This is a genomic window from Embleya sp. L77 (genome assembly GCF_055557415.1).
Window position 1 is genome coordinate 2383570 of sequence record NZ_CM145709.1, and the last position, 14377, is coordinate 2397946.

11 protein-coding genes are annotated in these 14377 nt (G+C 72.8%); 2 read left to right on the top strand and 9 right to left on the bottom strand.

The window, feature by feature from the left end:
• Nucleotides 1-22: 22 nt before the first annotated feature.
• From ACZOOI_RS09710 to hutU, 6 genes are all read right to left on the bottom strand, one after another.
• On the bottom strand, nt 23-907 hold the full coding sequence (locus ACZOOI_RS09710; RefSeq protein ID WP_465280327.1) for an alpha/beta fold hydrolase: 885 nt from the start codon (nt 905-907) through the stop codon (nt 23-25).
• A 200-nt stretch (nt 908-1107) separates the two neighbouring features.
• Nucleotides 1108-2304 (bottom strand): acyl-CoA dehydrogenase family protein, encoded by a 1197-nt coding sequence (locus tag ACZOOI_RS09715; RefSeq protein WP_465280328.1) that lies wholly within the window; start codon nt 2302-2304, stop codon nt 1108-1110.
• Nucleotides 2305-2552: 248 nt separating this feature from the next.
• Complete coding sequence (gene hutI / locus ACZOOI_RS09720; protein ID WP_465280329.1) at nt 2553-3719, bottom strand: imidazolonepropionase; 1167 nt, start codon at nt 3717-3719, stop codon at nt 2553-2555.
• Nucleotides 3720-3780: 61 nt separating this feature from the next.
• Complete coding sequence (locus ACZOOI_RS09725) at nt 3781-5118, bottom strand: formimidoylglutamate deiminase (RefSeq protein WP_465280330.1); 1338 nt, start codon at nt 5116-5118, stop codon at nt 3781-3783.
• A complete protein-coding gene (locus tag ACZOOI_RS09730; protein ID WP_465281158.1) occupies nt 5115-6302 on the bottom strand; it encodes an allantoate amidohydrolase in 1188 nt (395 codons plus the stop codon). Before ACZOOI_RS09730 ends, ACZOOI_RS09725 begins: the two co-directional genes overlap by 4 nt.
• Nucleotides 6303-6319: 17 nt before the next feature.
• Nucleotides 6320-7993 carry a urocanate hydratase gene (gene hutU / locus ACZOOI_RS09735; RefSeq protein WP_396005032.1) on the bottom strand — a complete coding sequence of 558 codons (1674 nt, stop codon included), beginning with the start codon at nt 7991-7993 and terminating at the stop codon, nt 6320-6322.
• A gap of 207 nt (nt 7994-8200) precedes the next feature.
• Between hutU and ACZOOI_RS09740 the strand changes: the two genes are divergently transcribed.
• Nucleotides 8201-8527, top strand: a complete 327-nt coding sequence (locus ACZOOI_RS09740) for a hypothetical protein (RefSeq protein WP_465280331.1) — start codon at nt 8201-8203, stop codon at nt 8525-8527.
• 73 nt (nt 8528-8600) lie between these two features.
• Here ACZOOI_RS09740 and ACZOOI_RS09745 read toward each other — a convergent pair whose 3' ends face one another.
• Nucleotides 8601-9461, bottom strand: a complete 861-nt coding sequence (locus tag ACZOOI_RS09745) for a MurR/RpiR family transcriptional regulator (RefSeq protein WP_465280332.1) — start codon at nt 9459-9461, stop codon at nt 8601-8603.
• Nucleotides 9462-9614: 153 nt separating this feature from the next.
• Complete coding sequence (hutH, locus tag ACZOOI_RS09750; protein WP_465281159.1) at nt 9615-11147, bottom strand: histidine ammonia-lyase; 1533 nt, start codon at nt 11145-11147, stop codon at nt 9615-9617.
• A gap of 201 nt (nt 11148-11348) precedes the next feature.
• Here hutH and fdhD point away from each other — a divergent pair, with 201 nt between their 5' ends.
• Complete coding sequence (fdhD, locus tag ACZOOI_RS09755; RefSeq protein ID WP_465280333.1) at nt 11349-12194, top strand: formate dehydrogenase accessory sulfurtransferase FdhD; 846 nt, start codon at nt 11349-11351, stop codon at nt 12192-12194.
• Between the two features lie 54 nt (nt 12195-12248).
• Here the strand turns inward: fdhD and ACZOOI_RS09760 are convergent, their stop codons facing one another.
• Nucleotides 12249-13964 (bottom strand): sensor domain-containing diguanylate cyclase, encoded by a 1716-nt coding sequence (locus tag ACZOOI_RS09760; RefSeq protein ID WP_465280334.1) that lies wholly within the window; start codon nt 13962-13964, stop codon nt 12249-12251.
• Between the last annotated feature and the right edge of the window lie 413 nt (nt 13965-14377).

Here is a 14377-nt window from a genome sequence, read left to right on the forward strand (position 1 = left end):
GACCTCAACGCCCGGCCACGGCCTACTGGCCCGACAGCACCTCGTGCACCGCGTCCGCCACCGCGTCCGGTCGGTCCGACATCACGAAGTGCGCGGAGTCGTCCAGCACGTCGCAGCGCCCGCGCGGGGACAGGTTCGCCAGGGTGCGCAGCGCGCGCACCCAGCGGGCCCGGGCGGCCAGGCTCTCGTATCCGCCGGCGGCGGCCAGCACCCGCAACGGCACGTCCGGCAGCGGTGCGACCCGGCGCAGGTCGACGAGTTCGGCGGCGACGTCGAAATAGGTGGCGTTCTCGGTCAGCGCGGTCGCGAAGAATCGGCCCGACCCGTACGCGCCGCGTACCCAGCGCGCGTCCGCCACGTCGCGGTGTCGGCGTGACTGGGTGAACAGGATCGAGCGGCGCGCCGCGGGCCCCACCGCCCGGGCCAGCCCGCTGACCCGCATCGCTCCCCCGACCACCCGCGCGGCTCGGACCCGGGTCCGGCGGGCGGGTCGCACCCTGGGTCGCTCCTCGTTGCTCGGGTCCACCAGCACCAGGCCCGCGGTGCGCTCGGGATACATCCGGGCGAAGCCCTCGACATGGAACGCGCCGAGCGAGTGGGCCAGCAGGACGTACGGGCCGGGCAGTTCGAGCGCGTCGGCCAGCGCGGCGATCCGGTCCGCCTCGTGCGTCAGGGTGGGTGGTCGCGGGTCCGGCTCGGAGTAGCCCAGGCCCGGGCGGTCGAACCGGACCACCGTGCAGTCGGCGGTCAGCAGCGGCGCCACCGGATCCCAGTCGAACCACGCGCCGCCGAGCCCGCTGGTGGCGATCACCACGGGCCCGGAACCCTCGCGGAGCACGTGCAGGGCGATCCCGTCGATCCGGACGAATGCGCCGGGCGGTACCGGAACCGGGCGTCTCGCGACCATTGTTGTGCTCCCCGATCACTGGCGGTTACACGTTTCGCCATCATCGGCCGCCGGCTCGGCCCGACCCCGCAACGACGCGACGACTACGCCGACCGAGCCGATACCGGACCCGGTTGGTCGCACCGATCCCGCACCTCCGACCGGGCATGCGTCGCGCCCCGCCCGAGGATCCATGGGCGGGGCACGACGGCGCTCGGGCATCAGCCCTTGAGCTTGTAGTCCTCCAGCAGACGCCGGCCGATGATCATCTTCTGGATCTCGGCCGTGCCCTCGCCGATCAGCAACATCGGGGCCTCGCGGTAGAGGCGCTCGATCTCGAACTCCTTCGAGAAGCCGTACCCACCGTGGATCCGGAAGGCGTCCTCGACGACCTCCTTGCAGTACTCGGAGGCCAGGTACTTGGCCATCCCCGCTTCGAGGTCGTTGCGCTCGCCGGCGTCCTTCTTGCGCGCCGCGTTGACCATCATCGCGTGCGCGGCCTCGACCTTGGTGGCCATCTCGGCCAGCTTGAACTGGATCGCCTGGTGGCCGGTCAGCGGCTTGCCGAAGGTCTCCCGCTGCTGCGCGTACCGGATGCCCAGCTCGAACGCGCGCTGGGCGACCCCGCAGCCGCGTGCGGCCACGTTCACCCGGCCGACCTCGACGCCGTCCATCATCTGGTAGAAGCCCTTGCCGGGCACCCCGCCCAGGATCCGGTCGGCCGGCACCCGACAGTTGTCGAGCACCATCTCGGTGGTGTCGACGCCCTTGTAGCCCATCTTGTCGATCTTGCCGGGGATGGTCAGGCCCGGCCGGGTCTCGCCGAAGCCGGACTCCTTGTCCACCAGGAACGTGGTCATGTTCCGGTAGACCGACGCCTCGCCCAGCTCGGTCTTGGTGAGCACCGCGACCAGGTTGGCGGTGCCGCCGTTGGTGAGCCACATCTTCTGGCCGTTGAGCACGTAGAACTCACCGTCCGGCACCGCCTTGGTGCGGATCGCCGAGACGTCCGATCCGCAGTGCGGCTCGGACATCGAGAACGCGCCGCGGATCTCGCCCTCGGCCATCTTCGGCAGGTAGTGGGCCTTCTGCTCGTCGGTGCCGTGCTGCTTGATCATGTACGCGACGATGAAGTGCGTGTTGATGATGCCGGACACGCTCATCCAGCCGCGCGCGATCTCCTCGACCACGAGCGCGTAGGTCAGCAGCGACTCGCCGAGGCCGCCGTACTCCTCCGGAATCATCAGGCCGAACAGGCCCATGGCCTTCATGCCCTCGACGATCTCCGCCGGATACTCGTCCCGGTGCTCCAGCTCCGTGGCGACCGGAATGATCTCCTTGTCCACGAAGGTGCGCACGGTGGCGAGGATCTCCCGCTGGACATCGGTGAGTCCGTCGGTCTGTGCGAGGCGGCCCATGGGCGGCGCTCCTTCCGTCTGCGCATGTCCGGGCCCCACCACCGGGGTCCCGGCCACGCTTCTGGTTGAGAGAGTTACCGGGGAGTATCCACGAGCGCGGCGGGTCGCGACAGAGGGGGTCCGTAACGCGGGCACGTCGATTTCGAACGCTCTGTCGGACCCGTGCCCGGACGATTACCCCCGGTCAGAGGGGCGGACGGCCGGGCGGCCGGCAGGACGGAAGGTCGGGCGGCCGGAAGGTCGGCCGGTCAGACCCGCACCCCGGCGCGCCACACCCCGCGCACCAGCGGCACCCCGGGCCGGTAGGCCAGGTGCACGTGCGAGGGCGCGTCGAGTTCGACCACGTCGGCCCGCGCGCCCGGGCGCAGCACTCCCACGTCCGCGCGGCGCAGCGCGCGGGCGCCGCCGGCGGTCGCGGCGTGCAGCGCCTGGTCCGGTGTCATGCCCATGTCGCGGACCGCGAGCGCGATGCAGAACGGCATCGACGTGGTGTAGCTCGAACCGGGGTTGCAGTCGGTGGACAGCGCGATGTCCACGCCTGCGGCGAACAGCCGGCGGGCGTCGGGGTAGACCGCGCGGGTGGAGAACTCGGCGCCCGGGAGCAGCGTGGCCACCGTGTCGCCGGCGGCCAGCGCGTCCACGTCGGCGTCGGTGAGGTGGGTGCAGTGGTCGGCCGAGGCCGCGCCGAGTTCGACGGCGAGTTGTACGCCGGGTCCGTGTCCGAGCTGGTTGGCGTGCACGCGCGGGGTCAGGCCCCGGGCGGCGCCGGCCTTCAGGACGGCCCGGGCCTGGTCCCCGTCGAAGGCGCCGCGTTCGCAGAACACGTCCACCCAGCGGGCGTGCGGCGCGCAGGCGTCGAGCATCGGACCGGTGACCAGGTCGACGTAGCCGGCCACGTCGTCCGCGAACTCCGGCGCGACGATGTGCGCGCCCAGGTAAGTGGTCTCGGGGGTGAACGCGGACGCGATCCGCAGCGCACGTTCCTCGTCCGCGACGGTGAGGCCGTAGCCGGACTTGATCTCGATCGTGGTGGTGCCCTGGCGGGCCGCCTCCTCGACCAGTCGCGCGGCGTTCGCGGCCAGGTCCTCGTCGCTCGCGGCGCGGGTCGCGGCGACCGTGGTGCGGATGCCGCCGGCCCGGTAGGCCTGTCCGGACATCCGGGCGTCGAACTCGGCGGTGCGGTCGCCCGCGAACACCAGGTGCGCGTGCGAGTCGACGAAGCCCGGGTGCACCGCGCGCCCGTCGGCGTCGTGCCGGATGTCGGCGTCGGGAGCACTCGCGGCGGCCCCCACCCACGCGACCCGGTCGCCGTCGAGCACGAGGGCCGCGTCCCGGAGCAGGCCGAGCGGGCCCGCGCCGAGGTCCGGGTCGTTGGTGACCAGCGAGCCGATGTTGGTGATGAGGGTGGTGGCCACGCGCGAGTGGTCCCTTCCGGTCCGGGGTGGAACGGCCGCTCCGGGGCGGAGCGGCCGTGGATCAGCCGAACAGCCCGTGCACGGCCGTGGTCAGCGCCTGCGGGACCGCGTCCACGAGTTGGTGCACGCCGTCGCGGACGATGGTGCGTCCGCCGACCATGACGTGCGTGACGTCGCTCGCGGTCGCCGCGAACACCGCCGCCTCGGTGGCCAGGCGCGGGACGGTGCCGGCCAGGCGTACCGAGTCCAGACCGATCGTGGTCAGGTCGGCGAGGGCGCCGGGCTCGATCCGGCCGGCGTCGGCCCAGCCGAGCGCCCGGTGGCCGGTGGCGGTGGCGTAGGCGAGCAGGGCGGCGGAGGTGAAGTGGCCGCGCCGCCCGGTGCGCAGTCGCTCGTCGAGCTCGACCCCGCGGGCCTCCTCGAACAGGTCGATCACCGCCTGGCTGTCGCTGCCCAGGGACAGCGGCACCCCGGCCCGGGCCAGCTCGCCGGCCGGGCCGATGCCGTCGGCGAGGTCGCGCTCGGTGGTCGGGCAGAAGCACACGCCGGCCTCGGCCCGGGCCAGCGCGGCGATGTCGGCGTCGGTGAGGTGGGTCGCGTGCACCGCCGTCGCGTTCGCGCTCCAGAAGCCGTGCGCGTCCAGGAGCCCGGTGGGGGTCAGCCCGTGATGCGCGACGCACGCCGCGTTCTCGGCGGGCTGCTCGGACAGGTGCACATGCACCGGGACGCCTTCGGTACGGGCGGCCCAGGTCGCGTAGTCGTCCTTGGCGGCGAAGGCGCGAACCGAGTGGATGGCCGCGCCGATCCGGGTGTTGTCGTCGCCGCGCAGCGCGCCCCAGCGCTCATACCAGGCGTCCGAGCTGCCGTCGCCGAATCGGCGCTGCACGCCCTCCAACGGCCGGTAGCCGTCGGCGGTGAGGCCGCCGTGCAGGTAGCAGGTGTCCAGCAGGGTGATCCGGATGCCGGCCTGGCGGGCCGCCTCGATCAGCGCGTGGCCCATCGCGTTGGGGTCGGCGTAGGGCGTGCCGTCCGGGCCGTGGTGCAGGTAGTGGAACTCGCCGACCGAGGTGATCCCGGCGAGTGCCATCTCGGCGTACACCGCCCGCGCGAGCGCGAGGTAGCTGTCCGGGTCCAGCCGGCCCGCGGCCTGGTACATCTGGTCGCGCCAGGTCCAGAACGTGCCGGTGCCGGTCTGGGTACGCCCGCGCAGCGCCCGGTGGAAGGCGTGCGAGTGGGCGTTGGCCAGGCCCGGGAGGGTCAGTCCGGGCAGCACCGAGGCGCCCGGGGGCGCCGGACGGTCGGGGGTGACCGAGGTGATCCGGCCGTCCACGATGGACAGCACCACGTCGCGTTCGATGCCGGTGCGGGTCTGCACCAGCTCACACCAGTACTCGCTCACCCGAGGTCCTCGCTCATCAGGTCGGTCACCACGTCGGCGAGCGCCGTGACGCCCGCGAGGCAGTCCACCATCTCGGCGCTCTCCGCGGGCGAGTGCGACACGCCGGTCGGGTTGCGCACGAACAACATCGCGGTGGGCAGGTGCGCGGACAGGATGCCCGCGTCGTGACCGGCGCCGGTGGGCAGGATCGGCGCGCCGCCGAGCTGCTTGGCGATCCGGTCGCGCAGCGCGCCCTCGAACTCGACGACCGGCGTGAACGACTCGCGGGTGACCTGCACGTCGACCCCGTCCCGGTCGCCGCGCTCGGTTGCGGCCCGGATGATCTCCGCGACCAGTTCGTCCAGGGTGTCCTCGTCGGCGGCCCGCGAGTCGAGCCAGCCGCGCACCTCGGAGGCGATCGCGTTGGCCGCACCGGGCAGCGCGTCGACCTTGCCGAAGGTGGCCAGTGCTCCGGAGAGGTGGGCCTTCTTGCGGGCCGCGAGCACGGTGTTGGCGTAGGTCAGCATCGGGTCGCGCCGGTCCTCCAGGCGGGTGGTGCCCGCGTGGTTGGCCTCGCCGCGGAAGTCGAACCGCCAGCGTCCGTGCGGCCAGATCGCCGAGGCCACGCCCACCGCGCGGTCGCGGTGCACCAGGTCGCGGCCCTGCTCGACGTGCAGTTCGACGAATGCGGCGATCCGCCCCAGTCGTTCCGGGTCGGCACCGATCCCGGCCGGATCGAATCCGGCGCGCTCCATCGCATCGCCCAGGAAGACCCCGTCGGCGTCCTTCAGCGCGCGTGCCTGATCCGGCGTCAGCACCCCGGCGGACAGCCGGGATCCGACGCAGGCGACGTTGAACCTGGCGCCCTCCTCGTCGGCGAAGTTGACGATGCCCAGCGGGCGCGCCGAGTCCGCGCCGCGCTCGCGCAGCAGGTCCAGTGCGGCGAACGAGGAGACCACGCCGAGCGGTCCGTCGTAGGCACCGCCGTCCGGCACCGAGTCCAGGTGGCTGCCGATCACGATCGCGTCGGCGCCGGGCGCGGTCCACGCCCACTGGTTGCCGTTGCGGTCCTGTTCGTAGATCAGGTTCCGGTTCTCGGCCTGTTCGCGAAACCAGGCGCGGCACTCCGCGTCCGCGCCGGTCCACGCGTACCGGCGGTAGCCGCCGGTCGTGGCGCGACCCACCGGAAGCAGGTCGCGCCACATGGCCTCGAAGCCGGTGCTCACGCGTCGCCTTCGCGCATCGGCACCCGCACGCCGCGCTCGTCCGCGACGTCGACGGCGTGGTCGTAGCCGGCGTCCACGTGCCGGATCACGCCCATGCCGGGGTCGTTGGTGAGCACCCGGCGGATCTTCTCGCCCGCCAGCGGCGTGCCGTCCGCGACGGTGACCTGGCCGGCGTGGATCGAGCGGCCGATGCCGACCCCGCCGCCGTGGTGGATGGACACCCACGAGGCGCCCGAGGCCACGTTGACCATCGCGTTCAGCAGCGGCCAGTCGGCGATCGCGTCGGAGCCGTCGAGCATGCCCTCGGTCTCCCGGTACGGGCTGGCCACCGAGCCGCAGTCGAGGTGGTCGCGGCCGATCACGATCGGCGCGGCCAGTTCGCCCGAGGCGACCATGTCGTTGAACCGCTCGCCGGCCTTGTCCCGCTCGCCGTAGCCCAGCCAGCAGATCCGCGCGGGCAGGCCCTGGAAGTGCACCTTCTCCTGGGCGAGCTTGATCCAGCGGGCCAGCGACTCGTTCTCCGGGAACAGCTCCAGCACGGCCTTGTCGGTCTTGGCGATGTCGCGCGCGTCGCCGGAGAGCGCGGCCCAGCGGAACGGGCCCTTGCCCTCGCAGAACAGCGGCCGGATGTACGCCGGGACGAAGCCGGGGAAGTCGAACGCGCGGGTGTAGCCCGCCAGTTGCGCCTCGCCGCGGATCGAGTTGCCGTAGTCGAAGACCTCGGCGCCCTTGTCCTGGAAGCCGACCATCGCCTCGACGTGGCGGGCCATCGACTCGCGGGCGCGGTCGGTGAACTCGGCGGGCTTGGTGCGCGCGTACTCGGCCATGTCCTCGAACGCGACGCCGACCGGCAGGTAGGCGAGCGGGTCGTGGGCCGAGGTCTGGTCGGTGACGATGTCGATCGGCGCGTCCATCGCGAGCAGTTGCGGAACCAGCTCGGCGGCGTTGCCCAGCAGGCCGATGGACAGCGGACGGCGGGCGTCGCGCGCCTCGACCGCCAGCTGCAGCGCGGCGTCCAGCGTCTCGACCCGGGTGTCGCAGTAGCCGTGCTCGATCCGGCGGTCGATCCGCGAGGGGTCGCAGTCGATACAGATGACCACGCCGCCGTTCATGGTCACGGCCAGCGGCTGCGCGCCGCCCATGCCGCCGAGGCCGGCGGTCAGCGTGATGGTGCCTTCGAGGGTGCCGTTGAAGCGCTTGGCCGCGACCGCGGCGAACGTCTCGTAGGTGCCCTGGAGGATGCCCTGGGTGCCGATGTAGATCCACGAGCCGGCGGTCATCTGGCCGTACATGGTCAGCCCGGCCGACTCCAGCCGGCGGAACTCCTCCCAGTTGGCCCAGTCGGGCACCAGGTTGGAGTTGGCGATCAGGACGCGCGGGGCCCACTCGTGGGTCTGCATCACGCCGACCGGACGGCCCGACTGCACGAGCAGCGTCTCGTCCTGCTTGAGCGTGGTCAGCGTGCGGGTGATCGCCTCGAAGGAGCGCCAGTCCCGCGCCGCCTTGCCGGTGCCGCCGTAGACGACCAGCTTGTCGGGGTGTTCGGCGACCTCGGGGTCGAGGTTGTTGAGCAACATCCGCAGGGCGCCTTCCTGCTGCCAGCCGCGGGTGGTGAGCGTGCTCCCGCGTGGTGCACGCACCTCGCGCGGTCCTGCGGTGTGGTCCGACATGGCGGCGCCCCTTCTGTCCCTGTGCACGATTTCTGTATGAAAACATTCAGTCGCTTCGAGAGTGAATCTATCTGTTCTGCAAGGCGTCGCCAAGAGAGCCGGCCGAGCCGGCGACGTGAGCACCGCGACATCGGGGGACTTGACCCATTCGGTGCCACTTCATGCGATCGGTGGTCGGCGCGGACCGGCGCCGGGTAGCCGGACGGCATGGATCTGCAGGAGGTGCTCTGGGCGATCACCGCATTGGGCGCGTTCGTGGCGTTCGCGGGCCTGGTGATGCTGGTGCGGGGCCGCGGGCGCGAGCCGGGCGTGGTGGCGCTGGTGGTGATGACCGGTGCGCTGCTGTGCACCGGCGGCTTCCTGCTCAGCATCCCGCGCTATCGGGACACCGCGCTGATCGCGGGCGGCGCGGCGATCGTCGGCGTGCTGGCCATGCTGGGCGCGATCTCGCTCATGCCGGCGCAGCGCGGACCGACCCGGCGGCCGACGCCGGAGCAACACGTCTCGCTCCGCAAGCGGACCGGGCAGCGCTGAACGGCCCGACCGGCGTGCGACGACGGGCCGGCCGCGGCCGAGGCTCGCGGCCCCGACCGGCGCCCCGGGCCACTCACACGTCGAACAACCCGCGCTCGCCCGCCTGCCGCTCGAACTCCTCCAAACGAGCCTGCGCCCGCGCGGGCTCGATGTCGCACATCGCCTGGAGCAGGATCTGCCCCATCAGGATCGGCGCGCCGTACGAGTCGAAGACCAGTTGCGAGCCGACCCCCGCGATCAGCACCGCGTCGGACAGTGCCGCCGCCGGCGCGAACGGGCTGTCGGTGACGGTGACGATCCGCATGCCCAGTTCGCGCGCGACCCGCAGGCCCTCGGCCAGCTCGCGCGGATACCGCGGCAGCGCGAAGCACAGCAGGCCGGTCGCACCCGCCGCGCGGGCCTGGTCGAGCCGGTCCACCAGGAGCGAGCCGCCCTCGTCCAGCACGCGCACCTCGGGCAACACCTTGGCCGCGAAGTAGCCGAAGCCGCGCGCGGGCGCCATTCCGGTGCGCAGGCCGAGCACCACCAGCGGGCGCGAGGGCGCGAGCAGTGCGGCGGCGTGCGCGATCGGGCCCGGGTCGGCGAGTTGGTCGGCGAGTCGGGTCAGGTTGGCGATCTCGGCGTGCACGGCGCCGACGTACTCGTTGCGGTCCACCTCGGCGGAGGACTCGGGCGTGGTGGGCAGCCCGAGTTCGCGCAGGTGCCGGCGCAGCGCCGGATAGCCGTCGAAGCCGAGCGCGACCGCGAACCGGGTCACCGACGGCTGGCTGACCCCGGCGAGCTGGGCCACCTCGACGCTGGAGAGGAACACCGCCTCGCCCGCGTGCCGGACCAGGCAGTGGGCGATCCGACGCTGGGTGGGGGTGAGCCGGTGGCGCTCGAAGAGGGCGAGCAGGCGGGCGGAAGGGCTCGCGTCGTCGTCGGCCACCGACATGTCTCCTCGCTGCTGGGGCGTCGCTCGGCCGCGCCCACCGGGTGGCGGAGGTGGCTCGGGCACTGCTGAAAGGCACGGACCGCCGCCCGGGGCGGCGGTCCGCGTCAGGTAATCCTGCCTGATCTGACGTGAGGTCAGTTCAGCCCGCTCGGGTCAGTTCAGCTCGCCGACCGCAGCCGCGGCGGCCTCGATCACCTTGCCGGCCCGGACGAAGGCGTCGGCGGCCTCCAGGTCGGGGGCCAGGAAGCGGTCCGGGCCCACCCCTTCGCCGCCGCTCGCCCGCAGCGCGGCGATCACTGCGGCGGTGGCGGGTGCGGGGGCGCCCAGGCCGGCGGCCACCCGCATGTCCAGGGCGCGGGCGGCGGTGGTGAGCTCGATGGCGAGGATGCGGTTGAGGTTGTCGATCGCACGGCGCAGCTTGCGGGCCGCGCTCCAGCCCATCGAGACGTGGTCCTCCTGCATCGCCGAGCTGGGGATCGAGTCGGCCGAGGCGGGCATCGCCAGCCGCTTGCACTCGGAGACCAACGCGGCCTGGGTGTACTGGGCGATCATCAGGCCGGAGTCGACGCCGGGGTCGTCGGCCAGGAACGCGGGCAGCCCGTGCGAGCGGGAGGGGTCGAGCAGGCGGTCGGTGCGGCGTTCGGCGATCGAGCCGAGGTCGGCGACCGCGACGGCGAGGAAGTCGAGCACGTAGCCGACCGGGGCGCCGTGGAAGTTGCCGTTCGACTCGATCCGGCCGTCCTCCAGGATCACCGGGTTGTCCACGGCGGCGGCGAGTTCGCGGTCGGCGACCAGCAGCGCGTGTGCGAGGGTGTCCCGGCCGGCGCCCGCGACCTGCGGCGCGCAGCGCACCGAGTAGGCGTCCTGTACGCGCGGCGCCGCGTCCTGGTGGTGCCCGGTCAGCGCCGAACCGTCGAGCACGCGCAGCATGTTGGCCGCGCTGGCCGCCTGGCCCGGGTGCGGGCGGATGGCGTGCAGCGCCGGGTCGAGCACGCGGGAGGTGCCCAGCAGCGCCTCCATGGTCATCGCCGCGGTGATGTCGGCGGTGGTGAACAGGCGGGCGAGGTCGGCCCCGGCCATCAACAACATGCCGAGCATGCCGTCGGTGCCGTTGATCAGGGCCAGGCCCTCCTTCTCCTTGAGCTCGATCGGCTCCAGGCCGGCGGCGGCGAGCAGTTCGGCGGCGGGCCGCACCACGCCGTCGGGGCCGGACGCCTCGCCCTCGCCGGTGAGCACGAGTGCGCAGTGCGCCAGCGGGGCCAGGTCGCCGCTGCAACCGAGCGAGCCGAACTCGCGGACCACCGGTGTGATGCCCGCGTTGAGCAGCCCGGCCATGGTCTGCGCGACGATCGGCCGCACCCCGGTGCGGCCCGAGCACAAGGTCTTGAGCCGCAGCAGCATGAGCGCGCGGACCACCTCGTCCTCCACCCGCGGGCCCATTCCGGCAGCGTGCGAGCGCACCAGCGAGTGCTGGAGCCGGGTGCGCAGTTCCGGGCTGATGTGCCGGACGGCGAGCGCGCCGAAGCCGGTGGACACCCCGTACACGGGTTCGGTGCGCGCGGCGAGTCCCTCGACCACCGCGCGGGAGGTGGCCATCGCCTTGATCGCACGTTCGGTGAGTTCGACGCGTGCGCCGGCGCGGGCGACCGCGAGGACGTCCTGCGGGGACATCCCGGCCTCGCCGATCGAGACGGTGGCGGGGGCGGTTTCGGGGGCGCTGTGCAGATCGTTATTCACTCGATCATTATGTGCATGGATCACGACAACGCCAGGGCCGACTACCGTTCCGGGAGGCGTACGGCACGTTCCGCTCGTGGTGGGCGTTCGCTGCGTGTGCCCTCCGGAGCGGATCCGCCCGCCCGGAACGGATCGAGGAAAGGCAGTGCCGTGGGTCGGGTCACCTCTCGCCACAAGGTCCTGCGGCTGGGCGGCGACGCACCGGCCGTTACGCGCACCGACACGCTCGTCGCCGAGGAGCCGCTCGACATCCGGATCGGCGGGCGCACCATCACGGTGACCATGCGCACCCCGGGCGACGACTTCGACCTGGTCGCCGGATTCCTGGCGGCCGAGGGCGTGATCGGCGCGGCCGAGGATCTGACCGCGATGCGCTACTGCGCGGGCACCGACGAGGACGGCCACAACACCTACAACGTGGTCGACGCGGTGCTCGCGCCGCACGTGCCCGCCCCGGACCCGGGTCTGATGCGCGGCGTGTGGACGTCCAGCTCGTGCGGGATCTGCGGCAGCACCGGCATCGACGGCCTGCGCAAGATGTCCCGCTTCGACGTGCACGCGGACGAGGTGCGGGTGGACGCGGAGGTGCTGTACGCGCTGCCGGATCGGCTGCGCGCGGCGCAGAAGGTGTTCGCCAGCACCGGCGGCCTGCACGCGGCCGGCCTGTTCACGGCAGCCGGCGAGATGGTGTGCGTGCGCGAGGACGTGGGTCGGCACAACGCGGTGGACAAGGTGGTCGGCTGGGCGCTGCGCGAGGGGCGGTTGCCGCTGGCCGGGCAGGTGCTGATGGTGAGCGGTCGGGCCTCCTTCGAGCTGACCCAGAAGGCCGCGATGGCGGGGGTGCCGGTGATGGCGGCGGTGTCCGCCCCGTCCGGACTGGCGGTGGACCTGGCCGCGGACGCGGGGGTGACCCTGGTCGGCTTCCTGCGCGGGCGCTCGGCCAACGTGTACAGCCGTCCGGATCGGGTGACGGCGCGGCGCGAGGCGTCGGCCTGATCGTCCGAAGCCCGGCCGGGACCGACCGCGGCCCGGTCGCTTCGGTCGCTTCGGTCACTCCGGGAGCGAGGCGCCCCCGGTCAGCGCGACCGCGACCAGCGCGCGCAGCACCGGGGCCAGCCCGGTGACGCTCAGGCTCAGGTCGTCGGCGTAGATCTCGACCAGCCAGCCGCCCGCCGCGTTGCTGCCGCCGGCGGCGACCATCGCCTTGTAGCCGCCGACCAGGAGCAGGTCCTCCTCGGCCGGGTCGGTGCCCGGGTCGCCCAGTTCGGCGACGAAGCTGCCGCCCTGCACCGCGTGCGCCGTGGCCGGGTAGTGCGCCAGGTCGTATTCGGCGGCGACCGCGTCGTAGCGCGACCCCGATTCGCTCTGCACTCCGGTGAGTCGGTGGATCGAATAGCGCACCGTGCGCAGCACCCGGCCGCCCGGCGGCAGGTAGGACACCCACCACGCGACGCCGTCCAGCATCCGCGCGAAGGTGTCGGCGACGATTTCCAGCCGGCCCAGCGTGTCCGCGCGGTGCACGCTCTTGGGCTCGCGCTCGTCCAGGACGGCGAGTACCGCCGCGAGCAGTCGGCCGGGTTCGGCGTTGTGCAGCGCGCCGCGGAAACGGCGCCGGTCGCGGTGCGGGCCGGGGCCCTCGGTCTCCGCCTCCTCCTGCGCCTCGCTCGCCAGCGACAGGGTCAGGTCGGGTTGCTGGCCGCGTCCGGCGACCACCGGCCGGGTCGAGCGCGAGCCCTTGGCCCGGTACTGCGCCGCGTCGGCTAGCCGGAACAGGCGATCCGCGCTGGTCACCGGGCCCACCGGGTCGCCGGTGGAGGCCACGCCGCAGGCCACGCCCTCGCCGTCGTGCATCCGCAGCGCGCGTCGACACAGTTCCTCGGCGACCGCGACCACGTCGTCCGGCGGATAGCCCTCGGCGAGCACGCAGAACTCGTCGCCGCCGAGCCGGGCGGCCATCGCCCCGGGCAACATCGCGCCGCACGCGGAGAGCTGGTCGGCGAACCGCTCCAGGAGCCGGTCGCCGACGTCGTGACCACGTTCGTCGTTGAGTCGCTTGAGGCCGTTGACGTCGCAGACGATCAGGCTGACCACCACGCCGTCGCGGTAGTGCCGGGCCATCGCCTCGTCCAGCCGGGCGTCGATCGCACGCCGGTTGGCCAGCCCGGTCAGCGGATCGGTGAAGGCCAGCTTCTCGATCCGCTCGAAGTGTTCGGCCTGGGCGAGGCCGGCCGAGATCTGCGCGGCCAGCACCCCGGCGAACTCGGCGTCCACCGGCTCGAAGCGCGGCTGGTCGCAGCGCCGGGCCAGATACAGCTCGCCCCACACCCGACCCTCGACCATGATCGGCGCGACCATGCAGTCGTGCCGGCCCCGGCGGAGCATCGCCGCGACCCGCTCCCGATCGCGCGCGTGCTCGGGATCGTCCACACAGCGCGACCACGTGGTCGGCCACGCCTTGGACTCGATGATGTCCGGGAAGTCGGTGACCGGATACGTCTCCGCGGCGGGCAGCGGCTCCTCGCCCTCGGCGAGTTCGCCGTCGTTGACCAGTACCCGCAGGCGCCCGGTGTCCCGCTCCCAGACCGAGATCGAGGCGTGGGCGGCCCCCATCGCCAATCGGGCCTGGGTCGCGGACACCCGGACCACCTCGGAGAAGTGGTGGGTCGTGGCGAGCGTCTTGGCCAGATGGATGATCGCGTGCAGCCTGCGGGCCGCGTCCGGACCTTCGACCAAGGCGATGGGTTCCGGACACGTGTCGCCCGGCATGCCGGGCAGATCGTCGGATGTGCCGCCCGAGCCCTCCGTTTCGGGAGCGCTCGAATCGGGTCGCGAAGCTACTGTCCTCACCCCCAATCCACCAGCACCGAGACCAGAGGATATGTCATGTATTGCCCGATTTACGGCAACGTGCACCCGCGTCATGCCGCCACCTCGACGGGTCGCCGTTCGCGTGCGTTCCTGTTGCCGGTGCCGGTCGGCGCCGGTATTCGTGCCGAGACACCCGCGCGCGAGCCCGGGGGCTCGCTCCGATGCGAGCGAAGCGCTTGTATACCCGGCTTCGCGTCCTGCGCACATTACTCCTGTGCCTCGTGCCCGCAACGCCCCGTGTCCGCTCCGTAGCGCAGCTGTGGGGACAAGGACACGTGGTTGTGAAGAGAGCGTGGAGGGCTCCCGGGATC